The following is a 23709-nucleotide window of genomic DNA, read 5'->3' on the forward strand; positions in this document are numbered from 1 at the left end:
CGTGGCCGACTATATCGTCAAGGACATCTCGCTCGCCGATTTCGGCCGCAAGGAAATCGCCATCGCCGAGACCGAGATGCCGGGCCTGATGGCCACGCGCGCCGAGTACGGCCCGGCCCAGGTCCTGAAGGGCGCCCGCATCGCCGGCAGCCTGCACATGACCATCCAGACCGCCGTGCTGATCGAGACGCTGACGGCCCTGGGCGCCGAGGTCCGCTGGGCTTCGTGCAACATCTTCTCGACCCAGGACCACGCCGCGGCCGCCATCGCCGCCTCTGGCGTGCCGGTGTTCGCCTTCAAGGGTGAGAACCTGGTCGAGTACTGGGAATACGCCCACAAGATCTTCGAGTGGCACGACGGCGGCTACCCGAACCTGATCCTCGACGACGGTGGCGACGCCACCCTGCTCTGCGTGCTGGGCCCGAAGGCCGAGAAGGATCCGTCGATCCTGAACAACCCGCAGAACGAGGAAGAAGAAGCCCTCTACGCCGTGATGAAGAAGTATCTGGCCGAAAAGCCGGGCTTCTACTCGGCCATCCGCGCGGCCATCGGCGGCGTGTCGGAAGAAACCACCACGGGCGTGCACCGCCTGTACCAGATGGCCGCCAAGGGCGACCTGCCGTTCCCGGCCATCAACGTCAACGACAGCGTCACCAAGTCGAAGTTCGACAACCTGTACGGCTGCCGTGAATCGCTGGTCGACGCGATCCGCCGCGGCACCGACGTCATGCTGTCGGGCAAGGTCGCGGTGGTCTGCGGCTACGGCGACGTGGGCAAGGGCTCGGCCGCCTCGCTGCGCCAAGGCGGCGCCCGCGTGATCGTCACCGAGATCGACCCGATCTGCGCCCTGCAGGCGGCGATGGAGGGCTACGAAGTCCAGACCCTGCAGGACGTCGCCGACAAGGCCGACATCTTCGTCACGGCGACGGGCAACAAGGACGTCATCACGGTCGACGACATGCGCCGGATGAAGAACAACGCCATCGTCTGCAACATCGGTCACTTCGACTCGGAAATTCAGATCGCCGGCCTGCGCAACTTCAAGTGGGACGAGATCAAGCCGCAGGTCCACCACGTGGAATTCCCGGACGGCAAGAAGATCATCGTCCTGTCGGAAGGCCGTCTGGTGAACCTGGGCAACGCCACGGGCCACCCCTCGTTCGTGATGTCGGCCTCGTTCACCAACCAGACCCTGGCCCAGATCGAACTGTGGACCAACAAGGCCAAGTACGAAAACCAAGTCTACACCCTGCCCAAGCACCTGGACGAGAAGGTCGCCTTCCTCCACCTGGAAAAGCTGGGCGCCAAGCTCTCGACCCTGCGCAAGGATCAGGCCGACTACATCGGCGTGCCGGAAAAGGGTCCGTTCAAGCCGGACCACTATCGCTACTAATAGCGACATCCGCGGCGCCAGTTTCCGTTGCGGAAATCGTTTGAAACAAGAGGAAAGGCCCGCCGGCGACGGTGGGCCTTTTCTTTTTCGGCCACAGGTCGGGACGCCCTATTCAAGTCCGCATTGCTCGGCTAATCGCTTTGCCATGCCGTTAGCCTTGATCATCTCCAGCCACGTCGCCGGCAGCCAGGTGGGCGCGACGGCGCAAGCCACCGCCCTGGCGCAGTTCCGTATCGACTCAATGGTCGTGCCGACCGTGCTGTATGGCCGCCATCCCGGCTGGGGCATCCCCGGCGGGGCGCCGGTGCCGATCGAGGTGTTCGAGGGCATGATGGACGGGATCGAGGCCAACGGGCTGTTCGGCCTCGTCGACCTGGTCATCACCGGCTATTTCGCCACCGCCGCCCAGGTGCGGGCCGCCGCGCGGGTCATCGACGCCGTGCGAGAGTCTCCCCGCCCGAACGGCGCGGCCACTCGGCGGCCCACCGTCATCGTCGATCCGACCATGGGCGACGCCGGCAAGGGCCTCTACATCCCGGCCGAGACCGCCGACGCCATCATCGCCGACCTGATCCCCCGCGCCGACGTCGTGGCCTGCAACAGCTGGGAGCTGCAGAAGCTGACCGGCACGGACGCCCGCGACCCGCAGAGCGCCATGCGCGCCGCCCGGCTGCTGGGCAAGATCACTCTGGTTTCATCCGTGCATCGCGGGGCCGAGATCGGCGCCGTGCTGGCCGACAAGAAGGAGGCGTGGCTGGCCGCTCACGCCAAGGCCGAGCGCTCGCCCAACGGCACCGGCGACCTGCTGACCGCCCTCTACGCCGCCTCGATCCTGGAGGGGCAGACCTTCTCGTACGGCCTGGCCCGCGCCGTCGGCGGGGTGGCCGAGACGGTCACCGCCGCCAATATCTGGAACGCGCCAGAGCTGCCGATCGTGGCCATGGGCGCACGGATCAAGCAGACCTCGCCGACGGTCCGTATCGAGCGGCTGGCTTAGGATGGTGGGCGAAATCACCGGCCTCTGCCCCGACCGTTTCGCCCGCGTGCGCGAGGCGTTCGAAGCCAACTTCGTCGATGGAGGCGAGCTCGGCGCGCGCTTTTCGTTCGCCGTCGATGGCGAGATCGTCGTCGACCTGATGGGCGGCTTCGCCGACCGCAAGCGCGAGGTCGCCTTCGGTCCCGACACGCTGACGGCCCTGTTCTCGACCACCAAGGCCGTGGCGGCCCTGATGGTCGCGCGCCTCGTCGACGAGGGGCGCCTGGCCTACGACCAGCCCGTCGCCGACGTCTGGCCGGAGTTCGCGCAAGCCGGCAAGGGCGCGGTCACGGTGGAGCAGGCCCTGTCGCACCAGGCCGGCCTGTCGGGGTTCCCGGACGAGACCGACCCGACCCTGTGGTTCGACTGGGACGCCACCTGCGCGAAACTGGCCGCCATGGCTCCGCTGTTCCCGATCGGCTCGGCCAGCGGCTATCACCCGGTCACCTACGGCTACATCGCCGGCGAGATCTTCCGCCGCGTCGACGGCCGCACCATGGGGACGGCCCTGCGTGAGGACATCTGCGCCCCGCTGGGCCTGGATCTCTGGATCGGCCTGCCCGACAGCGAGCACGACCGCGTCGCCGACCTGATGCGCCCGACGGCCCTGCCCAAGTTCGGCGAGATCAACGCCGCCGTGACCGCCGCCTTTCTCAAGCCCTGGTCTTCGCCCGGCGGACGCGGCGCGGCCGAGTGGCGGCGGGTCGAGATCCCCTCGGCCAACGGTCACGCCACGGCCGAGGCCCTGGCCCGCCTGATGGGCGCCCTGGCCACCGACGGGACCCTGGGCGGCCGCTCGATCATCACCCCGGCCGGGATCAAGGCCGCCAGCGCCCAGCGCATCATCGGCCAGGACCTGGTGCTGCCCTTCGTGATCAGCTGGGGCGCGGGCTTCATGCGCAACGAACCCAACATGTTCTACGGCCCGACGCCCGAGGCCTTTGGCCACTCGGGCTGGGGCGGCTCGTGCGCGTTCGCCGATCCGGCGCGGGGCGTGTCGGGGGCCTATGTGATGAACAAGCAGGGCGCCGCCCTGATCGGCGATCCGCGCGCCGTGCGCCTGATCGAGGCGGCTTACGCTTCGCTTTAGGTCCCCCTCGTCCCGATCTCCCCGGCGAGAGCCGGGGCCCAGGTCCAGCCGTGGCTTTCAGACTATCTTGGCGCCTTAGACCCTATGATCTGGGCCCCGGCCTTCGCCGGGGAAATCGGATTTCGGAATAGCCATCGAGTCGGGAGACGTCGAATGACGCGCGCTCTTGCTATCGCAACCCTGTTGCTCGCCCTGGCCGGCGCGGCCCACGCCGAGGATCGCGACTTCTGCGCGGACCGGCCCGGCAAGGGCTCGCCGCCGTGCGTGCTGGACAAGGGGCGCTTCCAGGCCGAGCTGGGCGGGGTCGACGCCGCCTTCAGCCGGGGCGGCGGGGTCTCGGTCGACGATGTCTCCTACGGCGGGCTGGAGCTGCGGCTGGGCCTCACCTCGACCGTCGAAGGACAGCTGACCTGGACCGCCCACGAGCGGGTGAAGACCAACGACCACGGCGTCGTTTCGACCGTCTCGGGCGCGGGCGACCTGGGCCTTGGCCTGCGGTGGTCGCTGAAGAACCCCGGCGGCGACGGTCTTTCGGCCGCGATCCAGCCCTATGCCACCGCCCCGACCGGCGCCAACGGCATCGGCGGCGATCTGTGGCGGGGCGGGGTGATCGTCCCGCTCTCGATCCCGCTCAACGCCGACTGGTCGCTGAGCCTGTCGCCCCAGGTCGAGGCGCGCGAGAACGCCAGCGGGTCTGGTCGCCACGGCGGCTACGCCCTGGCCGGCGGCGTCGGCCGCGCGGTCGGCCCGGTGAACCTGGGCGCGGAGCTGTGGGTCGATCGCGACGACGACCCGTCGGGCCATGTCACCCAGGCCAGTTTCGACCTCACCGCCGCCTGGACGCCCAAGGCCCTGCACGACGTCCAGCTGGACGCCTCGGCCTATGTCGGCCTCAACCGCCAGACGCCGGACCTGGAGCTGGTGGTCGGCCTGGCGCACCGCTTTTAGGACCCATGGCCCGGTCTTCAGGCCGGCGCCAGGACCTTGGTCCTCTTCCAGGCTCCGTAGGCGAAGGTCGCCACGCCCAGCCAGATGAACACGAACGACAGCGCCCGCAGCGGCGTGAAGGCTTCGCCGAACGCCACGCCCAGCAGGAACTGGAGCGTGGGGGCGATGAACTGCAGGAAGCCCACGGCGCTGAGCGGCAGGCGGCGGGCCGACCAGGCGAACAGGGCCAGGGGGATGACCGTGGCCGGACCGGCCAGGGCCAGCAGGCCCGTGACGGCGGCGCCGTGGCCGAAATGGCCCTGTCCCGTCGATTGCAGGTGCAGCACATAGGCCAGGCCCGGCAGCGCCAGATAGGCGCATTCGATGAACAGGCCCGTCTGGGCGTCGGCCTTCACCTGTTTGCGCAGGATGGCGTAGGCGCAGAAGGTGGCGGCCAGGCCCAGCGAGACGATCGGCAGGTGGCCCAGGGCGATGGTCTGGATGGCGACGCCGACGGCCGCGAAGCCGATGGCGACCTTGCCCTCGCCGGTCATGCGCTCGCGGAACAGCAGGGCGCCGGCGGCCATGTTCATCAGCGGGTTGATGTAATAGCCGAGGCTGGCCTCGATCACGTGGCCGGCGTTCACCGCGAAGACATAGATCGTCCAGTTGCCGAAGATCGCCGCCGTCGACAGCAGCAGCATCCCCAGCGTGCGCGGCTGGCGCAGCACCCGCGCGACCTGGCCGCCCTGCCGGGCGATCAATACCAGGCCGCCAGCCCACAGCACCGACCACAGCGTCCGGTGGGCGATCATCTCCCAGGAGGTGGCGCCCAGGTTCGACAGCAGGTGGAAGTAGAGGGGCAGGAAGCCCCAGAGCACGTAACAGCCGACGCCGGCGACATAGGCGGAACGACTTTCGGCCGAGGAACTCGCTGAACTGGGCGGCATGGGACCAAACCTTTCGGCGGCGTTTGTCTCAGCCGGCAAGTTCGCCGTCCGCCCGCATCTTGCTGAGCTTTCCAAAATCCGATCTTCCCGGCGAAGGCCGGGACCCAGATCTCAAGGCGCTTGGGCTGATGGGAAGCGCGCGGAGCCGATAGCGCCAGCCCCGCGCTCTTCCATCTGGGCCCCGGCCTTCGCCGGGGAAATCGGATCTAAGGAACCCTAGGCCGGGGTCTTCTGCCTGATCAGGCCCTTGTCGTGCAGGAGCTGGGCGATCTGCACGGCGTTCAGCGCCGCGCCCTTGCGCAGGTTGTCGGCCACGCACCACAGAGCGATGCCGTTCTCGACCGTCGGGTCGGTGCGGATGCGCGAGACATAGACCGGGAACTCGCCGGCGCTTTCCTTCGGCGTCATGTAGCCGCCGTCCTCGCGCTTATCGATGACTTCCACGCCTTCGGCGTCGCGCAGGATCTCGCGGACATCGTCCTCGTCCAGCGGGGTCTCGAACTCGATGTTCACGGCCTCGGCGTGGCCCACCATGACCGGCACGCGCACGCAGGTGGCGGTCAGCTTGATCGACGGATCCAAGATCTTCTTGGTCTCCATCATCATCTTCCACTCTTCCTTCGTGTAGCCGTCCTCCATGAACACATCGATGTGCGGAATGACGTTGAAGGCGATCTGCTTGGTGAACTTCTTGGGCGGCGGGGCGCCCAGGACGAACACGCCCTTGGTCTGCTCCCACAGCTCGTCCATGCCTTCCTTGCCCGCGCCCGACACCGACTGGTAGGTCGAGACGACGACGCGCTTGATCTTGGCTTCGGCGTGCAGGGGGGCCAGCACCACCACCAGCTGCGCGGTCGAGCAGTTGGGATTGGCGATGATGTTCTTCGGCAGCTTGTCGACGGCGTTCGGGTTCACTTCCGGCACCACCAGCGGCACGTCCGGATCCATCCGGAAGTGGCTTGAGTTGTCGATGACGATCGGACCGGCCGCGCCGATCTTCTCGCCCCAGGCCTTGGAGATGGCGCCGCCGGCGCTCATCAGCACGATGTCGACCGTCGAGAAGTCGAACTTCTCCAGGTCCTCGCAGTGCAGGATCTGGTTGCCGAACGAGACTTCCACGCCGATGGATTTGCGGCTGGCGATGGCGTGCATCTTGTCCACGGGGAATTTGACTTCCTCGAGGATGTTGAACATCTCGCGGCCCACATTGCCCGTGGCGCCGACCACGGCGACCCGGTAACCCATCGCGCTCTCCTGAAACTGTGCCCGCGTACCGCGCGGAGCGTGGTTCGTTACGCTTCATGGTCCAGGCGCGCAAGGCGAGGAAAGTTGGCGGGGCGATCAGCCCGGCTTGCCAGCTGGAGCGGCGGGCTCGTCCTGGGCCTTCACGTCCAGGGTGAACTGCACCGGGATGGTGATGGTCAGGCCGTCGACCGTATCGCCTTCCCGCGTCCAGGGGTTCATGCGCATGGCCTTGACCGCCTCGACCGCCGCCGCGCCGAAGCCAAGGTCGGCAGGGTTTTCGCGCGCGGGCTTGCAGCCGGTCAGTTCGCCCGTGGCGGTGACCGTGCAGGTCGCCGCGCCGAGGCCGGACTTGACCCCCGCCTTCGCGGCCGCCTGCGGATAGACCTCCGCCATGCCCTCGGCCGACAGGGTGCGAATCCAGCGCGGCTTGGTCAGCTTGCGGGCCTCCGGCGCGGCCGGATCGCGGAATCGGAAGGGCAGATCGATTTTGTAGTCCTTGAAGGACTTGGCGTCGGCCGGGCCGATATTGACCAGGAACAGCTTCGAGAGGTCCTGGGCCGCCTTGCCGAAACCCTTGCCGCGCGGGTTTTCGGAGATCACGTCGCAGCTGCGCAACTGGCCGGTCTTCATGAGGACGCAGCGCAGGGCGGCCTGGCCGAACGGTTCGCCGGCCGCGGCCTTGGGCCACGCGGCGTCGAGCTCGGCCAGGGTGGGCGCGCGGCTCCAGGGCGGGTCCAGCACGATGGAGGTGCTGTTGATCGGCGCCCCGCCGGGGGGCTCCTCCCAGGTGATCGGGATGCTGACGTCGCCGCCCGGCACGGCGCGGCCGCCCCGGATCTTGGGCGACATCCGAAACTGCGGAGCCAGCTGCAGGCCGGCGCCGCCGAAGTCCATGCCTTCGGGCGATTCCGAGAGGACCCGGCAGGCTTCGAGGAAGCCCTCGACCGTGGCCTTGCAGCGGATCACGGCCTTGCCGCCGACGCGCCTGTCCAGCGCCTTCTTGGGGAAGACATTGGCGATCTCGGCGCCGTTCGGCTTGCGGATCCAGCCCGGATTGGCGTCGCCGGGGGCCAGGAACTCCAAGCTGGTGCGAACCGGGCGGCCCTCGACCGAGGCGCCGTGGGCGTCCTTGGTCGCGATCCGCTCGTAGCCGACCACCGACAGGGCGGCTTCGCCGAAGCCCTGTCCGACGGGATCCTCGCGCAGCACCTTGCAGTCGGCCAAGCGGCCGCCCTTGTCGGCGACGCAGCCCAGCACGGCCTTGCCGGTGACGGTCGCGCCCTTGGGGAAGGCGGCCTTCATCCTGGCCTCGGGCACGTGGGTGACGAAGTTTGGCCGCCAGCCCGAGGGCGGGGCGTCGTCTTCGGTCTGGGCCAAGGCGGCCGTGGCCAAGGTGGCCGTGGAAAGGGCGGCGGTGGAGAGGCCGGCCGTGAGCAGGGCCAGCAGGAGAGTGCGCGACAGCACGGGAAACCCCAGGAACCAGCCAGCGCACGACCCCTTCGTGGCTCGACCTTAGGTGGAGCCTAGGCGATCCATTTGCGCGCCGCCAGAGGGTTCCCGACGCACCTTCCGCCCCCTATGTTGCCGGCCATGACCGACGCCGCCGCGCCCCCGCTTCCGAACGTTTCCGACCTGACCCAGGACGGGCCCGCCGTCCGGCTCTTTCTCGTGGATGGCTCGGCCTATCTGTTCCGCGCCTATCACGCCCTGCCGCCGCTGACGCGCAAGAGCGACGGCCTGCCGGTGGGCGCCGTCCAGGGCTTCTGCAACATGCTGTGGAAGCTGATGCGCGACATGCAGGGCGACACGCCCACCCACCTGGCGGTGATCTGGGACCACTCCGAGAAGACGTTCCGAAACAACCTCTACGACAAGTACAAGGCCCACCGTCCGCCGCCGCCGGAAGACCTGATCCCGCAGTTCCCGCTGGTGCGCGAGGCCACCCTGGCGTTCGGCGTGCCGGCCATCGAGCTGCCCGGCTACGAGGCCGACGACCTGATCGCCGCCTATGCCTGCAAGGCCCGCGAGGTCGGCGGCGAGGCGGTGATCGTCTCGTCCGACAAAGACCTGATGCAGCTGGTCGGCGACGGCGTCTCGATGTTCGACCCGATGAAGGGCGTGCGGATCGAGCGCGAACAGGTGTTCGAGAAGTTCGGCGTCTATCCGGACAAGGTCGTCGACGTCCAGGCCCTGTGCGGCGACAGCGTCGACAACGTCCCGGGCGCGCCGGGGATCGGGATCAAGACCGCTGCTCAGCTGATCACCGAATATGGCGACCTCGACACGCTGCTGGCCCGGGCGGGCGAGATCAAGCAGCCCAAGCGCCGCGAGACCCTGATCGAATTCGCCGACCAGATCCGCCTGTCGCGGGCCCTGGTCAAGCTGGACTGCGACACGCCGCTGCCGCAGCCGCTGGACGAGTTGACCGTGCGCGAGCCGGACAAGGAGGTCCTGGCGGCCTTCCTCGAACAGATGGAGTTCCGCACCCTGGCTCGCCGGGTCGGCGACGGCTCGGCCGCCGCCACGCCGGGCACGCTCGAGCGGGCTCCGGCCCAGCCCAAGGCCCCGGTCAGCACGGTCTCCTACATGGGCGCCGCGGCCCGCGCCGCCGCCAGCGCGGTGGCCGAGCCGGTCAGCATCGACCATGCGGCCTATGTCCGTATCCAGGATCTCGACACCCTGAAGGCCTGGGTCGCCAAGGCCACGGCCAAGGGCGTGGTGGCCTTCGACACCGAGACCGACGCCCTGTCGTCGGCCACGGCCGGTCTGTGCGGCGTGTCGCTGGCCATCAACGCCGGCGAGGCCTGCTACATCCCGGTCGGCCACTGCGAGAAGGACGGCCTGGCGCTGGAAGCCGCCGCCGACCTGGTGCAGATCCCGCTGGACGAGGTCATCGCCACCCTGAAGCCGCTGCTGGAGGATCCGGCGGTGCTGAAGGTGGCGCAGAACGCCAAGTACGACATCGCCGTCCTGGCTCGGTACGGGATCCAGGTCGCGCCGATCGACGACACCATGCTGATCTCCTACGTGCTGGAGGCGGGCCTGCATGGCCATGGCATGGACGAGCTGTCGGAGCTGCACCTGGGCTACAAGCCGATCCCGTTCAAGCAGGTGGCCGGGACGGGCAAGGCCCAGATCAGCTTCAAGCATGTGGGCCTGAACGAGGCGACGGCTTACGCCGCCGAGGACGCGGACGTCACCCTGCGCCTGTGGCAGACGCTGAAGCCGCGCCTGGCGCGCGAGGGCCTGGCGACTGTCTACGAGACGCTGGAACGGCCGCTGCCGGCGGTGCTGGCGATGATGGAGAACAACGGGGTCAAGGTCGATCCCGAGGCGCTACGCCTGCTCTCCAACGAGTTCTCGCTACGTATGGCCAAGTTCGAGGCGCGCGCCCAGGAGATCGTCGGCCGCCCCTTCAACCTGGGCAGCCCCAAGCAGATCGGCGACGTGCTGTTCGGCGAGATGAGCATGAAGGGCGGCAAGAAGACCGCCACCGGCCAGTGGTCGACCGACAGCGACGTGCTGGAAAGCCTGGCTTTGGAGCACGAGCTGCCGCGCGTCCTGCTGGACTGGCGCCAGCTGTCCAAGCTGAAAGGCACCTACACCGAGAACCTGGTCGCCGCGATCGCCGAGTCCACGGGCCGGGTCCACACCTCCTACGCCCTGGCCGCGACGACGACGGGCCGCCTGTCCTCGTCCGACCCGAACCTGCAGAACATCCCGGTCCGCACCGAGGAAGGCCGCAAGATCCGCAAGGCCTTCATCGCGCCGCCGGGCAAGGTGCTGATCAGCGCCGACTACAGCCAGATCGAGCTGCGCCTGCTGGCCCATATCGGCGACATCCCGCAGCTGAAGAAGGCGTTCCAGCAGGGCCTGGACATCCACGCCATGACGGCCTCGGAAATGTTCGACACGCCGATCGAGGGCATGGACCCGATGATCCGCCGCCGGGCCAAGGCCATCAATTTCGGCATTGTCTACGGCATCAGCGCCTTTGGCCTGGCCAACCAGCTGGGCATCTCGCAAGGCGAGGCGGGGGCCTACATCAAGACCTATTTCGAGCGCTTCCCGGGCATCCAGGCCTATATGGACGCGACCAAGGCCTTCGTGCGCGAGCACGGTTACGTCTCGACCGTCTTCGGCCGCAAGATCAACATCCCGGAGATCCAGTCCAAGTCGGTGGGCCAGCGGCAGTTCGCCGAGCGCGCGGCGATCAACGCCCCGATCCAGGGCGCGGCCGCCGACGTCATGCGCCGGGCGATGATCCGGATGCCCGCCGCCCTCGAGGCGGCCGGTCTCGAGGCGCGGATGCTGCTGCAGGTGCACGACGAACTGGTCTTCGAAGCGCCGGAAAGCGAGGCCGATCGCGCCTGCGCCGTGATCAGCGACGTCATGGAAAAGGCCGCCGAGCCCGCCGTGGCGCTGTCCGTGCCGCTCACCGTCGAGGCCCGCGCCGCGCTCAACTGGGATGAGGCTCACTGACCAAAAAAGTGGCGGAGTTGTCATTTATGCGACATTCCGCCACGGCACGGTTAATGCCCCGGCAATTGTTCGCGGCCACTGTGCCTGTGACGCCCGCGAACCGTAGTGCAGTTTCAAAGAGTAGTGTTATCCGAGGTTTAGCGGTCGCCGCCCCATTTCGAGGAGCCCCGGCCGGTGTCTTTTGGCGATCTGAAAATTCCGCACAAGCTGATGGCGGTTTTCGCTGTCATGCTTACGACCATCGTTGTGATGGGCGTGTCCCTCTACGCCAACAAGGTCGCCCTCGCTCATTCCGTGGAACGCACCGAGCGCGCCTATGAGATGCTGCGCCAGGCGGATACGGCGGCCTTCCGCCTGACCCGTCAGGAGAACTCGCTGCGCGGCTTCCTGCTTTCGGGCGACAACTACTACGTCCAGCGCCTGGAAGAGGCGCACAAGCCGAAGTTCCTGAAGGCGCTGGACGAGATGCGCGCGCTGGCCGCCGGCGACCAGGAAGACCTGGCCCGCATCGCCGCCGTCGACGCCGCCTACGCCAACTATCGCAAGATGGCCATCGAGCCGGGCGAGCGGCTGGGCGCCGATCCGGCCACTCGTCCTCAAGCGGTCGAGCTGGTGCGCAACGACGGCGTCGCCGACAAGGCGGTCGAGCCGGTCGAAAACGCTATCGAAGCCATCACCAAGCACGCCGAGGCCCAGCTGGCGACGGAAGCCGCCGCCCAGAAGAAGGCCTCGCTGGAATCGACCCTGGCCCTGGCCATCGGCATCCTGATCACGGCCGGCATCGCCATCGGCGGCGGCCTGCTGCTGACGGGCGCCATCGCGGCGCCGGTGACCGCCATGACCAACGCCATGCGCCGCCTGGCCTCGGGCGACAGCACCGTCGAGGTGCCGGCCCAGGGCCGCAAGGACGAGATCGGCGACATGGCCGCCGCCGTCGCCTACTTCAAGGATTCCGAGGCCGAGAAGGTCCGCATCGAGGCCGCCGCCGCCGAGCACCGCCGCGCCGCCGACGACGAGCGCGCCGCCAACGAGGCCGAGAAGGCCGAGGTCGCCCGCGCCGACGCCATCGCCATCACCGCGTTGAACGAGGCGCTGGACCATATGGCCAGCGGCGACCTGACCCACCGGATCACCACCCCGTTCGCGCCCAAGGCCGAAAGCCTGAAGGCCAACTTCAACGCCGCCGCCGACCGCATGCAGCAGGCGATCCAGTCGATCAACGCGGCCACCGGCGGCGTCAACAGCGGCGCCGACGAGATCGCCGAGGCCTCGGACAACCTCTCGCGCCGGACGGAACAGCAGGCCGCCAGCCTTGAAGAGACCGCCGCCGCCCTCGATGAGATCACCGCGACGGTCCGCAAGACCGCCGCGGGGGCCAAGGAGGCCTCGCAGGTGGTGGCCAACGCCCGGTCGGACGCCGAACGCTCGGGCCGCATCGTCAGCCAGGCCGTCGCCGCCATGACCGAGATCGAGACCTCCTCGACCCAGGTCGGCAACATCATCGGCGTCATCGACGAGATCGCCTTCCAGACCAACCTGCTGGCCCTGAACGCCGGCGTCGAGGCCGCTCGCGCCGGTGAAGCCGGCCGCGGGTTCGCGGTCGTCGCCCAGGAAGTTCGGGCCCTGGCCCAGCGCTCGGCCGACGCCGCCAAGGAGATCAAGACCCTGATCTCGACCTCGACCCAGCAGGTCGGCGCGGGTGTGGATCTGGTCGGCCAGACCGGCGAGGCCCTGAGCCGCATCGTCGAGCAGGTCGCCTCGATCGACGCGTTGATGAAAGAGATCTCGGCCTCGACCACCGAGCAGGCCACCGGCCTGAACGAGGTCAACGGCGCGGTGAACCAGATGGATCAGGTCGTCCAGCAGAACGCCGCCATGGTCGAGGAAGCCACCGCCGCCTCGCACTCGCTGAAGAACGAGGCCGCGGCCTTGATGGAGCTGGTCGGTCGCTTCCGCGTGACCGAGGGCGCGCCGGCCGTCGCCACGTCGCGTCCGGCCCAAACGACCTATCGTCCGCCGGCTCCGGCTCCGGCTCCGGCTCGGGCTCCCGCCCGTGCCGAGCCCGCGCGTCCGGCGGTCTCGGCTCGTCCGGGACGCGGTTCGGCCGCCGTGGCGGTCCGCGAGGATTGGGAAGAGTTCTGATCGCCCTGTTCTGATCGTGGACGATCAGCGATCTTGAGCGGGCTCTCCGGGAAACCGGGGAGCCCGTCTTCGTTTAGCGCGGGCTTAGCCGCGGTTCAGGGCGATCGTCTCGAACGACGATTGGGTGGTCCGGGGGCCGTGGCTCGGGTTCGGCGTCGGCAGGGCCAGGCCGATCGCGGCGGCGATCAGCAGGGCGACGGTGAAGAAGGCCTTGGCAGCCATGTCCTATCTCGGGTCTGACGTCTTGAAGCGACAATTCGCGGGCGTCGACGAGGGCCTAGATGGCCCCGCCGCCGCCAGGTTCAAGGCCCGGGTTCCTGTGGTCCCGAAGCGTCCTGATCCAATAGGAAAGGCCGGAAACCCGCTTGCGGGTTCCCGGCCTTTTTAGGATCGATGCGCTGCGAAAGCGGACTTAGAAGATTTCGAACAGGCCGGCGGCGCCGCGCTGAGATCGCGAAGAGCGATCTCAGCCACTCTTGGTGATGGGCGCCGTCCTCCGTCCTGATCGAAATCAGAAGATTTCGAACAGGCCGGCGGCGCCCATGCCGCCGCCGATGCACATGGTCACCACGCCCAGCTTGGCCTTGCGGCGCTTGCCTTCCAGCAGCAGGTGGCCGGCGCAGCGGGCGCCGGTCATGCCGAAGGGGTGGCCGATGGCGATCGAGCCGCCATTGACGTTGTACTTCTCCGGGTCGATGCCCAGGCGGTCGCGGCTGTAGAGGCACTGCGAAGCGAAGGCCTCGTTCAGTTCCCACAGGTCGATGTCGTCGACCTTCAGGCCGTGGCGTTCCAAGAGGCGCGGCACGGCGAAGACCGGGCCGATGCCCATTTCGTCGGGCTCGCAGCCGGCGATGGCGAAGCCCTTGAACAGGCCCAGCGGCTCCAGGCCGCGCTTGGCGGCTTCCTTGGCTTCCATGACCACCACGGCGGCGGCGCCGTCCGACAGCTGGCTGGCGTTGCCGGCGGTGACGAAGTTGCCCGGACCCTTGACCGGCTCCAGCTTGGCCAGGCCCTCGAGGGTCGTTTCCCGACGGTTGCACTCGTCCTTGGTGACCACGTAGTCGACCAGGCTCTCTTCCTTGGTCTCCTTGTTGACCACCTTCATCTTGGTGGCCATTGGCACGATCTCGTCGTCGAAGAGGCCGCTGGCCTGGGCCGCGGCGATGCGCTGCTGGCTGCGCAGCGAATATTCGTCCTGATATTCGCGGCTGATGTTGTAGCGCTTGGCGACGATGTCGGCGGTGTCGATCATCGCCATCCACAGGGCCGGCTTTTCCTTCATCAGCTTGTCTTCGGTGATGTGGAAGCGGTTCATGTGGCCGCCGCCCTGCACCAGCGAGATCGACTCCACGCCGCCGCCGATGGCGACCGGGGCGCCGTCGTTGCGGATGTAGTTGGCCGCCGTGGCGATGGCCTGAAGGCCCGAGGAGCAGAAGCGATTGACGGTCTGGCCCGAGGTGGTGACCGGCAGGCCGGCCCAGATCGCGGCGTTGCGGGCCACGTTCATGCCGGTGGCGCCTTCGGGGCCGCCGCAGCCCAGGACGACGTCCTCGACTTCCGGGCCGTCGAGACCGGCGCGGCTCACCGCGTGCTGGATCGCATGACCGGCCATGGCCGCGCCATGGGTGTTGTTGAAGCCGCCCCGATTGGACTTGGCCAGGCCCGTGCGGGCGTAAGAGACGATAACCGCTTCGCGCATAGAGGCGCACTCCCCGTTAAACGTTAGTTTGAATTGGGCTCACCCTAGACCGGCTTTCCGCGCGGCGAAAGATGACGTTAGCGTCAACGGTAGGTCTATTTCCCGAACCCTTGACCCGGCTCCATCAGCGCCAGGCGGATCAGCCGCGAATCCTCGACCGCCGCCGTGCGGTGCTCGACGAAGACGCGGTAGTCCGGGTTCGTGACCATGGCCAGGAAGGCGCCGGCGTTCGGATATTCGGCGATGAAGGCCAGGTCCCAGCGCTCGTCCGTCGGGCCGGTGACCACGCCCTCGGGCCGTCCCGCCCAGACCTGCCGCCCGCCCAGGCTGGCGAACAGCGGCGCGGTCGTGCGGCCATATTCGCGATAGGCGTCGAGGCCGGTCAGGCCCTTGCCATGAAGGGGATGCCCCTGCGGATAGTCGGCGGCGGGCTTCAGCCGGATCAGGTTGAGCATCTGGATCGGCGTGTCGCGCGGCAAGGCCTTGAAGGCGTCGAACTGCGCGCGGGTCGGGTCGATGCTGGACATGGTTCCTCCGGTCTCGGCGCCTCAGCGCTCTTGTTCGGACCGCAGTGGAGGCCAGAACCGAAACAACGCCAAGCTCAATATCGCGAGGGCGACGGCTTCAGCCGGACGTGTCCGCCTATCTCCCTGTCCTCACCGCTTCGTCAGGATGGTCAGGCCGTCGGGCAGTTCGTTGCGGTCGTCGGGGCGCGGCGGAATGTGGGTGGCCAGGATCGTTCCGGTGCGGTTCACGGCGGCGACGAAGCCGTCGGCGATCTCGCCGCGCTTGAGGCCCGCGACCAGATCGGCGACGACCTCGTCCCAGACCGCATTGGGCGCGGCGGCGTAGATGCCTTCGTCGGCGATGACCTCGACCCGGTGCTCGGCCAGGGCGGCGAAGATCAGCACGCCGGTGCGGTCGCGGGTGACGTGCAGGCCGTGGCTGAGGAACTGCTCAAGGGCCGCGCGCTTGACCCGGGCCGCCTTGAGCGAGCCGGGCGTGAGGGCGCGGCGGACCGGCGGCATCGACACCACCAGCGCCACGACGACGAACACCACCAGCTGCAGGGCGATGTAGGTCGACAGCGCCGACAGGATCGCGCCGTCCAGCGCGGCCTGGTGGCCGATGCTCCAGCCGCCGAACAGGCGGGTCAGCATCTCGGGCCGGAAGCCGGCGAACAGGGCGCCGGCCGGCAGGACCAGGGCCGCGAACGCCGCCCAGGCCAGGGGCGTCTCGCGATAGTCCGACACCTCGGGCGCCAGCACGCAGAAGATCTCGCCGCCGGTGGTCTTCTCGGCCTCGGCCACCGCGCCGGCGATACGGTCGAGGTCCTGTGGGGTCATGAATTGCGCCATCTCACCAGTTCCCCGAACTGCCGCCGCCGCCGAACGATCCGCCGCCGCCGGAGAAGCCGCCGCCACCGCCGCCGCCCCAGCCCCCGCCTCCGCCCCGCCGGCCGCTGTCGTTCAGCGCGCCCAGGATGATCCACGGCAGGGCCGAGCCCAGGCCGCCGCGACCGCGGCCTCCCCGGAACAGGCTGGAGAAGACGAAGATGATGAATAGGAAGATCAGGAAGCCGACGATCGGCGAGCCCTTGGCCTTCTGCCGCTCGGGCTGGCTGGCCTCGGCGACGCGGGCCTTGGCCTGGTCGGCGGGCAGGCTGAGCTGCTCGACCAGGGCGTCGGTCCCGGCGACGACGCCGCCCTCCATGTCGCCGGCGCGGAACTTCGGCAGGATGGCGCTCTGGATGATGACGCTGGACAGGGCGTCGGTCAGGACGGGCTCAAGGCCGTAGCCGACCTCGACCCGCACCTTCCGGTCGTTGGGCGCGACCAGCAGGATCACGCCGGTGTTCTTGCCCTTTTCGCCGATGCCCCAGGTCCGGCCCAGCTGGTAGCCGTAGTCCTCGATCGGATAGCCGTCGAGGCTGGGCACGGTGGCCACGACCAGCTGGCGGCCGGTCGTGGTCTCGAGGTTTTCCAGCTTGCCCGTCAGGTCCTGCTCGACCTGGGGCGACAGGATCTGGGCGTCGTCGACCACCCGCCCGGTCAGGGGCGGGAACTTCGGATCGGCGAAGGCGGGGAGGGCGAAGAGCACGGCCGTGAGGGCCAGCAGCCACGTCCTCACGCTCGCCCGGACCTTGGGCAGGGCGCGTTGCAACCTAGTTGACCTTCGGCGGGGTCGCCGCCGGCGGGCTGGAGAAGTCCACCGTCGGGGCGGTCTGGGCCGAAGCCGTGGCCTGGAACAGCTGGGCCGGCTTCTGGCCGCTGTAGACGGTCTTGGCCCACAGCACGCTGGGGAAGGTGCGCAGCGTGGTGTTGTAGGTCTGGGCGGCGCTGTTGTAGTCGCGGCGCGCGATGGTGATGCGGTTCTCGGTGCCTTCCAGCTGGCTCTGCAGGGCCAGGAAGTTCTGGTTCGACTTCAGGTCCGGATACTGCTCCTGGATGACCATCAGCCGACCCAGCACGCCCGACAGCTTGTCCTGGGCGGCGGCGTACTGCTGGAACTGGACCGGATCGGTGATGGTCGAGGCGTCGACCTTGACCTGGGTGGCGCTGGCGCGCGCTTGCGTCACCTCGACCAGCACGCTCTTTTCCTGGGCCGCGTAGCCCTTCACCGTGGCGACCAGGTTCGGCACCAGGTCGGCGCGGCGTTGGTACTGGTTCTGCACCTCGGCCCAGGCGGCCTTGGTGGCCTCGTCCTGGGTGGGGATGGTGTTGATGCCGCAGCCGGCCAGCGTCGCGGGAATGGCGACGATCAGGGCGATGCGCGCGGCGTAACGGACGAGACGGTTCATGGAGCCTCCTGCGCGAACACGTATGTTCGCGTATCGCGGTTAGATAGCGTGTCCATTGATACACGTCAGGTCGCGACGGGTTAAACCTTATCCATGTCCGCCCGTTCCTGGGCGAAGGCCTGCTTTCGCGGTCCGGCATAGCCAAACAGCCAGGCCGCGACCTTGCGCATCTGGATCTCCTCGCTGCCCTCGGTGATCCGGTAGCGGCGGTGGTGGCGGTAGATGTGCTCGAAGGGCTTGTGGCGCGAATAGCCGATGCCGCCGTGGATCTGCATGGCCCGGTCGGCGGCCTCGCAGCACAGGCGGTTGGCCCAGTAGTTACACATCGAGACCTTGTCGGAGAGGCGCTTTTCGACCTCGACCTTGGACATCTGGTCCATGTCCCAGGCGGTCTTGCGGATCAGCAGGCGCAGCATCTCGGCCTGGGTCGAGAGCTCGACGATCGGGAACTGGATGGCCTGGTTCTCGGCCAGGGCCTTGCCGAACGGCTTGCGCGCGCGCGCGTACTTGATGCTTTCTTCTATGCAGAAGGTCGCAGCGCCCAGGCTGGAGGCGGCCTGACGGATGCGGTTCTCGTGCACGAAGTGCTGGGCCAGGGCCAGGCCGCCGCCCTCGGGTCCGAACATCGCCGATTCCGGGACCCATACGTCGGTGAAGCTGACGCGCGGGTGGTCGGTCGGCATGTTGAAGGTCCAGAGGTACTCCTCGATCTTCACGCCGGGCGCGTGGGCCGGGACCAGGAAGGCGGTGATCCCCCGGGCGTCGCCGTCCTCGCCCGAGGTGCGGGCGAACAGGCAGCAGTGGGTGGCCGCGTGCATGCCCGTGGTCCACATCTTCTCGCCGTCGATCCGCCAGCCGGCTTCGCCATGGCGTTCCTCGCGCACGGCCTGGGTCTCCATGTGGGTGGCGTCCGAGCCGTGGTCGGGCTCGGTCAGGCCGAAGGTCGGGCGGAAGGCGCCCTTGTCCAGCATGTCGGTGATCAGGTGCTGCTGGTCGGGCCGGCCGAAGTCGCGGATCATCAGCACGAACGGGTTGTTGCCGACGATCGAGTGCTCGTTCTGCAGGTCGTTGAACAAGCCCAGGCCCTTGCTGGCCAGGTGTTCGCGGATCACCGCCATCCACAGGTTGGAGCCGTCCTGGCCGCCATGGGCCTTGGGCAGGGCGAAGCGGTAGTGGCCAGCCTGGTCGGCCAGCTTGCGGGCCTGCGCCAGCAGCGCTTCCCATTCGTGTTTGGGCAGGCCGCCGCCGTCCCAGTCGGTGCGGGCCCATTCACGGCGGTGGTCGAAGAAGCGATCGTTGTCGTCGCGCGCCTGCAGGGGCGCGATCTCCCTGTCGATGAAGGCGTCCAGCTCGCCCAGATAGGCGGTCAGCTCTGGTGGCAAGTGGAAGTCCATGGCGAAGCCTCCCTCAAGCGCGTTTTTGAGCGCACATCTTATGGTTATGGCGAGAGACTAAGCGCGGCGCGCGGCCGCGGCCAACCGTGCCCCTGCGGAATGAAGTTTTAACCGGTCCTTGACCAGAGCGTGCGTAGGGTTTCGGCCATGATCACCATGGCTGCCTTCGCGATCATCGGGGCCGCGCTCGGGCTGTTCGTCCGACCGCGCTGGCTGGGCGTGCTGCTGCCGATCGTCCTGGCCATGCTCGTCGAGGGCGGGGTCTACTGGGCCGTCGGGATCATGGAGCGCCAGCCGAACCGCGAAGTGCTGATCATGCGACTGCAGGCGATCTTCGGCGAAGACTGGATCGGCATGAGCGGCCCGATCGCCGCCGCCGTGATCGGCGCCGTCATGGCCGCCTTGCTCGGCGCCTTCACAGACCCCAAGCAGGTCGCGCCGGTGCTCACCGCCGAGGGCATCCAGCGTCGCGCCGGCAAGAACGGCCGCTATGCTCGGGCCGAGGGCATGGTCGAGGACCGCGCCATCCACGCCAAGGCCGAAAGCCGGATCGACTCGATCCTGGGGCTGTAGGCTCGCCGTTTCCGGCCGCCATTCGCCGCAATCGCTCCGAAATCCCCGTTTTCTGAAAATGCGATGCGCCCGCAAAAATTCCGCTTGCGCAATTTCTTATCACTGATATCTAAGCGATGCTTAGTTCGGACCCGAAGCACCGGTGGGGATACCGGCGCGGCCATGCCTAGATAGGGTGGTCCCAAGGGATTGGTAGGGTCCGGGCGGCCAGTACCGCTTTTCGACGATCAACGATCTGACCGCAATTTCCCCAACACCGGAGGGCTTTCTGATGAAGCTCCGCACACTGGCGGCTGTCGCCGCCATCTCCTTCTCGATGTTCGCCGGTTCGGCCCTCGCCGACGGCCGTATCGCCGCCGCCCTGGACGCCCCCGTCGCCGCCAAGACCAAGGTCGTCGCCGGCGGAGCAGTCTTCGTCTGCGAAGGCGCCGAGTGCGTCTCGGCCCAGGCCCCGTCGCGGGCCCTCACCGCGGTCGCCTGCAAGGCGCTCGCCAAGGAAGTGGGTCGCGTCGCGGCCTTCGGCGGCGAAACCAAGTCGCTGGACGCCGACGAGCTGACCCGCTGCAACGCCTCGGCCAAGGACGTTTCGTCCCTGGCCTCGGCTAAGTAGGAACACGTACCGCGCTTTACCTGAGTACCAGACGCGTTGTGGGTCGCCGTTTCTCCGACCCGGTCTGGCTGTTTCCTCGAGCATTCACCTTCAAGGGCGGCGGAAACCTTCCGTCGCCCCTTTTCTTTTCCGGACCAGTGATTAGTTGACGCTGATGGACATGAGCTTGGCCGCACAGCTGGAAACCGTTCTGCGCAAGGCCGCGGGCGAAGGAACGGCCCTGGCCTCGATGACCGTGGACTATGCCGGGGACGCCGGCGAAGAGGATCTGGAGCCCAAGGCCTGGGTCGAGCGGGGCACCCGCAGCCTCGTCTTCGCCCAGGGCGAATTGCGGCGTCCGGACGGCGCTCTGGCGGCTTCCGCCTCGGCCGTGTTCCGCCGCGCCGCGGACTGAACGGCTAACCAGCCTCGCCCCTTTGGTTGCGACTGCGAAAGGCCCGTGTTATCAGGCGCGCGGCTTCGGACAGGGCGGCGCGGACGCGTCGGCCGTCCATGTGCTTTTCATAAGCACGCTCAAGCCTTTAAGCCGCGATAAGGGTTAACCTTCTTGTTCGCGGCCATTTACAACGCACCGGGCGGATACCAAGTGGCGGACGAAACCAAGGCGACGGATGCGGGTCAGCGCTATGCGCAGTCCCTCTTCGAACTGACGATCGAGAACGGCTCCCTGCAGAAGGTCGAGGCCGACCTGAAGAGCCTGAAGGCCATGGTGGCCGACAGCGCCGACCTGCGCCGTCTGATCGCCTCGCCGGCCTTCTCCGCTGAGGACAAGGGCAAGGGCCTGGCCGCCGTCGCCAAGAAGGCCGGCTTCCAGCCGCTGACCACCAAGTTCCTGGGCCTCGTCGCCGCCAACGGTCGCGCGGGCGACCTGCTGGGCGCGATCACCGCCTTCACCGAGATGTCGGCTAAGCACCGCGGCGTCGTCACCGCCGAGGTCGTCTCGGCCGCCGCCCTGTCGCCCGCCCAGCTGAAGGGCGTGCAAGCCGCCCTGGCCGAAGCGCTCGGCAAGACCCCTGAAGTTTCCACGCGCGTCGATCCGTCCCTGCTGGGCGGTCTGAAGGTGCGCGTCGGTTCGCGTCTCTTCGACGCTTCGCTCCGTTCGAAGCTCGATTCCCTGAAATTCGCCCTGAAGCGCGCTTAAGCCTTTAAGTAAGCGCCAGAAAAATTAGATCGCAGAGAGCCCAGAAGACCATGGACATCCGCGCCGCCGAGATTTCGGCCATCCTCAAGTCGCAGATCGCCAACTTCGGCGAGGAGGCCGCCGTCTCGGACGTCGGCCAGGTGCTGTCCGTCGGTGACGGCATCGCCCGCATCTACGGCCTGGACAACGTCCAGGCCGGTGAAATGCTGGAATTCCCGAAGGCCGGCGTGAAGGGCATGGCCCTGAACCTCGAGCGCGACAATGTCGGCGCCGTGATCTTCGGCCAGGACCAGGCCATCAAGGAAGGCGACGAAGTCCGTCGCCTCGGCGAGATCGTCGACGTGCCGGTCGGCCGTGGCCTGCTGGGCCGCGTCGTCAACCCGCTGGGCGAGCCGATCGATGGCAAGGGCCCGATCGAGTTCACCGAGCGTCGCCGCGTCGACGTCAAGGCGCCGGGCATCATCCCGCGCAAGTCGGTGCACGAGCCCGTGCAGACCGGCCTGAAGTCGATCGACACCCTGATCCCCGTCGGCCGCGGCCAGCGCGAGCTGATCATCGGTGACCGTCAGACCGGCAAGACCGCCGTCGCCATCGACACCATCCTGAACCAGAAGATCGTCAACGCCGGCAAGGACGAGAGCGCCAAGCTCTACTGCGTCTACGTCGCCATCGGCCAGAAGCGCTCGACCGTCGCCCAGATCGTCAAGACCCTGGAAGAGCACGGCGCCCTGGAATACACGATCGTCGTCGTCGCCTCGGCCTCGGAGCCGGCCCCGCTGCAATACCTGGCGCCGTTCTCGGGCTGCGCCATGGGCGAGTGGTTCCGCGACAACGGCCTGCACGGCCTGATCATCTATGACGATCTGTCCAAGCAAGCCGTCGCCTACCGCCAGATGTCGCTGCTGCTGCGCCGCCCGCCGGGCCGCGAAGCCTATCCGGGCGACGTGTTCTACCTGCACTCGCGCCTGCTGGAACGCGCCGCGAAGCTGAATGAAGACAACGGTTCGGGCTCGCTGACGGCGCTGCCGATCATCGAAACCCAGGCCAACGACGTGTCGGCCTACATCCCGACCAACGTGATCTCGATCACCGACGGCCAGATCTTCCTGGAAACCGACCTGTTCTACCAGGGCATCCGCCCGGCCGTGAACGTCGGCATTTCGGTGTCGCGCGTCGGCTCGTCGGCCCAGATCAAGGCGATGAAGCAGGTCGCCGGTCCGATTAAGGGCGAACTGGCCCAGTATCGTGAAATGGCCGCCTTCGCGAAGTTCGGCTCGGACCTGGACGCCTCGACCCAGAAGATGCTGGCCCGCGGCGAGCGCCTGACCGAGCTGCTGAAGCAGCCCCAGTACGCGCCGCAGTCGGTCGAAGAGCAGGTCTGCGTGATCTACGCCGGCACGCGCGGTTATCTGGACAAGATCCCGACCTCGTCGGTCCGCCGCTTCGAGACCGAGCTGCTGGCTCGCCTCCACAGCGCCCACAAGGACCTGCTGGACGGCATCCGCACCAAGAAGGCCCTCGACAAGGATCTGGAGAACACGCTGAAGAGCGCGCTCGACAGCTTCTCGGCGACCTTCGCCTAAGGCGAGGCAGATGGCTGACGCCCCCAAGACCCTGGACGCCTGGTCCGGCGAGTTCGGCGACCGCTACACCCAGCGGAACGCCGTGACCGTCGACGCCGTGCGCGGCCGGACGAAGGCTTGGGGGCAGGTGCTGCCGCGTCTGGTCGGCGATCCGCCCAAGAGCATCCTGGAAGTCGGTCCGAACGTCGGGCTGAACCTGCGGGGTCTCCAGGCGATCACCGACGCCGAGCTGTGGGGCATCGAGCCCAACGGCGCGGCCCGCAAGCAGATCCTCGAGGATGGCGTCCTGCCGCCCGAGCGTCTGTTCGAGGGCTTCGGGCACAGCATTCCGCTGGCGGATGGCGCGGTCGACCTGGCGTTCACCTCGGGCGTTCTGATCCATGTGGATCCGACCCAGCTCGAGGCGACGATGCGCGAGATTCATCGCGTGTCCGCCAAGTACGTCCTCTGCGCCGAGTATTTTTCGCCGAAGGCGGAAACGATTACGTACCGAGGCGAGACGGATCTTCTGTTCAAGAACGATTTCGGCTCGCTCTATTTGGATCTGTTCCCGGATCTGGTGCTGGTTGATTACGGGTTTTTCTGGAGAAGAACGACCGTGATGGACGACACCACCTGGTGGCTGTTTAGGAAGGTCTGATAGG

At 67.8% G+C, this 23709-nt stretch carries 22 protein-coding genes and 1 pseudogene; 12 read left to right on the plus strand and 11 right to left on the minus strand.

What is annotated here, in order from left to right:
• Position 1: 1 nt before the first annotated feature.
• From ahcY to AC07R7_RS04610, 4 genes are all read left to right on the plus strand, one after another.
• On the plus strand, positions 2-1393 hold the full coding sequence (gene ahcY / locus AC07R7_RS04595; protein ID WP_492837525.1) for an adenosylhomocysteinase: 1392 nt from the start codon (positions 2-4) through the stop codon (positions 1391-1393).
• Positions 1394-1538: 145 nt separating this feature from the next.
• A complete protein-coding gene (locus AC07R7_RS04600) occupies positions 1539-2390 on the plus strand; it encodes a bifunctional hydroxymethylpyrimidine kinase/phosphomethylpyrimidine kinase (RefSeq protein ID WP_492837524.1) in 852 nt (283 codons plus the stop codon).
• A 4-nt stretch (positions 2391-2394) separates the two neighbouring features.
• Positions 2395-3519: a serine hydrolase domain-containing protein gene (locus AC07R7_RS04605; RefSeq protein WP_494634846.1), complete on the plus strand. Its 1125-nt coding sequence runs from the start codon at positions 2395-2397 to the stop codon at positions 3517-3519.
• A 153-nt stretch (positions 3520-3672) separates the two neighbouring features.
• Positions 3673-4467 (plus strand): transporter, encoded by a 795-nt coding sequence (locus tag AC07R7_RS04610; RefSeq protein WP_494634312.1) that lies wholly within the window; start codon positions 3673-3675, stop codon positions 4465-4467.
• A 17-nt stretch (positions 4468-4484) separates the two neighbouring features.
• On the opposite strand, the gene rarD is transcribed toward AC07R7_RS04610, so the two are convergent.
• From rarD to AC07R7_RS04625, 3 genes are all read right to left on the minus strand, one after another.
• Positions 4485-5396 carry an EamA family transporter RarD gene (gene rarD, locus AC07R7_RS04615; protein WP_494634313.1) on the minus strand — a complete coding sequence of 304 codons (912 nt, stop codon included), beginning with the start codon at positions 5394-5396 and terminating at the stop codon, positions 4485-4487.
• A gap of 216 nt (positions 5397-5612) precedes the next feature.
• Complete coding sequence (locus AC07R7_RS04620; protein WP_492837519.1) at positions 5613-6641, minus strand: aspartate-semialdehyde dehydrogenase; 1029 nt, start codon at positions 6639-6641, stop codon at positions 5613-5615.
• A 96-nt stretch (positions 6642-6737) separates the two neighbouring features.
• A complete protein-coding gene (locus AC07R7_RS04625) occupies positions 6738-8105 on the minus strand; it encodes a TonB family protein (RefSeq protein ID WP_494634314.1) in 1368 nt (455 codons plus the stop codon).
• Positions 8106-8231: 126 nt separating this feature from the next.
• Between AC07R7_RS04625 and polA the strand changes: the two genes are divergently transcribed.
• Positions 8232-11123: a DNA polymerase I gene (gene polA, locus AC07R7_RS04630; protein ID WP_494634315.1), complete on the plus strand. Its 2892-nt coding sequence runs from the start codon at positions 8232-8234 to the stop codon at positions 11121-11123.
• A gap of 228 nt (positions 11124-11351) precedes the next feature.
• Entirely contained in the window at positions 11352-13265 is a 1914-nt protein-coding gene (locus AC07R7_RS04635) for a HAMP domain-containing methyl-accepting chemotaxis protein (RefSeq protein WP_494634316.1), read from the plus strand.
• Between the two features lie 84 nt (positions 13266-13349).
• Here AC07R7_RS04635 and AC07R7_RS04640 read toward each other — a convergent pair whose 3' ends face one another.
• From AC07R7_RS04640 to AC07R7_RS04675, 8 genes and pseudogenes are all read right to left on the minus strand, one after another.
• Complete coding sequence (locus AC07R7_RS04640; protein WP_199743329.1) at positions 13350-13487, minus strand: hypothetical protein; 138 nt, start codon at positions 13485-13487, stop codon at positions 13350-13352.
• A gap of 289 nt (positions 13488-13776) precedes the next feature.
• Positions 13777-14964, minus strand: a complete 1188-nt coding sequence (locus AC07R7_RS04645) for an acetyl-CoA C-acyltransferase (protein ID WP_494634317.1) — start codon at positions 14962-14964, stop codon at positions 13777-13779.
• A gap of 95 nt (positions 14965-15059) precedes the next feature.
• Positions 15060-15491, minus strand: a complete 432-nt coding sequence (locus AC07R7_RS04650; protein ID WP_494634318.1) for a DUF1330 domain-containing protein — start codon at positions 15489-15491, stop codon at positions 15060-15062.
• A gap of 21 nt (positions 15492-15512) precedes the next feature.
• Positions 15513-15602, minus strand: a pseudogene (locus AC07R7_RS04655) (type II CAAX endopeptidase family protein); the annotation flags it as partial.
• Between the two features lie 18 nt (positions 15603-15620).
• Complete coding sequence (locus AC07R7_RS04660) at positions 15621-16322, minus strand: TPM domain-containing protein (protein ID WP_492837512.1); 702 nt, start codon at positions 16320-16322, stop codon at positions 15621-15623.
• Position 16323: 1 nt separating this feature from the next.
• Positions 16324-17127, minus strand: a complete 804-nt coding sequence (locus tag AC07R7_RS04665) for a TPM domain-containing protein (RefSeq protein WP_494634319.1) — start codon at positions 17125-17127, stop codon at positions 16324-16326.
• 1 nt (position 17128) lies between these two features.
• Positions 17129-17764, minus strand: a complete 636-nt coding sequence (locus AC07R7_RS04670) for a LemA family protein (protein ID WP_494634320.1) — start codon at positions 17762-17764, stop codon at positions 17129-17131.
• A gap of 80 nt (positions 17765-17844) precedes the next feature.
• The gene (locus AC07R7_RS04675; protein ID WP_494634321.1) at positions 17845-19158 is read right to left on the minus strand and encodes an acyl-CoA dehydrogenase family protein; all 1314 of its coding nucleotides are present in this window, start codon (positions 19156-19158) and stop codon (positions 17845-17847) included.
• A gap of 156 nt (positions 19159-19314) precedes the next feature.
• On the opposite strand from AC07R7_RS04675, the gene AC07R7_RS04680 reads away from it, so the two are divergent.
• From AC07R7_RS04680 to AC07R7_RS04705, 6 genes are all read left to right on the plus strand, one after another.
• Positions 19315-19731, plus strand: coding sequence for a hypothetical protein (locus AC07R7_RS04680; protein WP_492888269.1), 417 nt, complete (start codon positions 19315-19317; stop codon positions 19729-19731).
• Between the two features lie 271 nt (positions 19732-20002).
• Positions 20003-20341: a DUF8200 family protein gene (locus tag AC07R7_RS04685; protein WP_494634322.1), complete on the plus strand. Its 339-nt coding sequence runs from the start codon at positions 20003-20005 to the stop codon at positions 20339-20341.
• Between the two features lie 160 nt (positions 20342-20501).
• A complete protein-coding gene (locus tag AC07R7_RS04690; RefSeq protein WP_494634323.1) occupies positions 20502-20735 on the plus strand; it encodes a hotdog family protein in 234 nt (77 codons plus the stop codon).
• Between the two features lie 192 nt (positions 20736-20927).
• Positions 20928-21482 carry a F0F1 ATP synthase subunit delta gene (locus tag AC07R7_RS04695; RefSeq protein ID WP_494634324.1) on the plus strand — a complete coding sequence of 185 codons (555 nt, stop codon included), beginning with the start codon at positions 20928-20930 and terminating at the stop codon, positions 21480-21482.
• Between the two features lie 50 nt (positions 21483-21532).
• Positions 21533-23065, plus strand: coding sequence for a F0F1 ATP synthase subunit alpha (gene atpA / locus AC07R7_RS04700; RefSeq protein WP_492837504.1), 1533 nt, complete (start codon positions 21533-21535; stop codon positions 23063-23065).
• A gap of 10 nt (positions 23066-23075) precedes the next feature.
• Entirely contained in the window at positions 23076-23705 is a 630-nt protein-coding gene (locus AC07R7_RS04705; protein ID WP_492888211.1) for a pseudaminic acid biosynthesis-associated methylase, read from the plus strand.
• The last annotated feature ends 4 nt before the right edge of the window (positions 23706-23709 follow it).

This window comes from Caulobacter sp. GW821-FHT05F04, from assembly GCF_059419665.1.

Bases quoted from the DNA above. Each gene is read 5' to 3' on its own strand.
- AC07R7_RS04705 (WP_492888211.1), top strand. From the start codon at position 23,076: ATGGCTGACGCCCCCAAGACCCTGGACGCCTGGTCCGGCGAGTTCGGC.
- polA (WP_494634315.1), top strand. From the start codon at position 8,232: ATGACCGACGCCGCCGCGCCCCCGCTTCCGAACGTTTCCGACCTGACC.
- AC07R7_RS04680 (WP_492888269.1), top strand. From the start codon at position 19,315: ATGGCTGCCTTCGCGATCATCGGGGCCGCGCTCGGGCTGTTCGTCCGA.
- rarD (WP_494634313.1), bottom strand. From the start codon at position 5,396: ATGCCGCCCAGTTCAGCGAGTTCCTCGGCCGAAAGTCGTTCCGCCTAT.
- AC07R7_RS04610 (WP_494634312.1), top strand. From the start codon at position 3,673: ATGACGCGCGCTCTTGCTATCGCAACCCTGTTGCTCGCCCTGGCCGGC.
- AC07R7_RS04690 (WP_494634323.1), top strand. From the start codon at position 20,502: ATGAGCTTGGCCGCACAGCTGGAAACCGTTCTGCGCAAGGCCGCGGGC.
- AC07R7_RS04640 (WP_199743329.1), bottom strand. From the start codon at position 13,487: ATGGCTGCCAAGGCCTTCTTCACCGTCGCCCTGCTGATCGCCGCCGCG.
- AC07R7_RS04650 (WP_494634318.1), bottom strand. From the start codon at position 15,491: ATGTCCAGCATCGACCCGACCCGCGCGCAGTTCGACGCCTTCAAGGCC.
- AC07R7_RS04675 (WP_494634321.1), bottom strand. From the start codon at position 19,158: ATGGACTTCCACTTGCCACCAGAGCTGACCGCCTATCTGGGCGAGCTG.
- AC07R7_RS04670 (WP_494634320.1), bottom strand. From the start codon at position 17,764: ATGAACCGTCTCGTCCGTTACGCCGCGCGCATCGCCCTGATCGTCGCC.
- AC07R7_RS04635 (WP_494634316.1), top strand. From the start codon at position 11,352: ATGCTTACGACCATCGTTGTGATGGGCGTGTCCCTCTACGCCAACAAG.
- atpA (WP_492837504.1), top strand. From the start codon at position 21,533: ATGGACATCCGCGCCGCCGAGATTTCGGCCATCCTCAAGTCGCAGATC.
- AC07R7_RS04685 (WP_494634322.1), top strand. From the start codon at position 20,003: ATGAAGCTCCGCACACTGGCGGCTGTCGCCGCCATCTCCTTCTCGATG.
- AC07R7_RS04645 (WP_494634317.1), bottom strand. From the start codon at position 14,964: ATGCGCGAAGCGGTTATCGTCTCTTACGCCCGCACGGGCCTGGCCAAG.
- AC07R7_RS04620 (WP_492837519.1), bottom strand. From the start codon at position 6,641: ATGGGTTACCGGGTCGCCGTGGTCGGCGCCACGGGCAATGTGGGCCGC.
- AC07R7_RS04600 (WP_492837524.1), top strand. From the start codon at position 1,539: ATGCCGTTAGCCTTGATCATCTCCAGCCACGTCGCCGGCAGCCAGGTG.
- AC07R7_RS04660 (WP_492837512.1), bottom strand. From the start codon at position 16,322: ATGGCGCAATTCATGACCCCACAGGACCTCGACCGTATCGCCGGCGCG.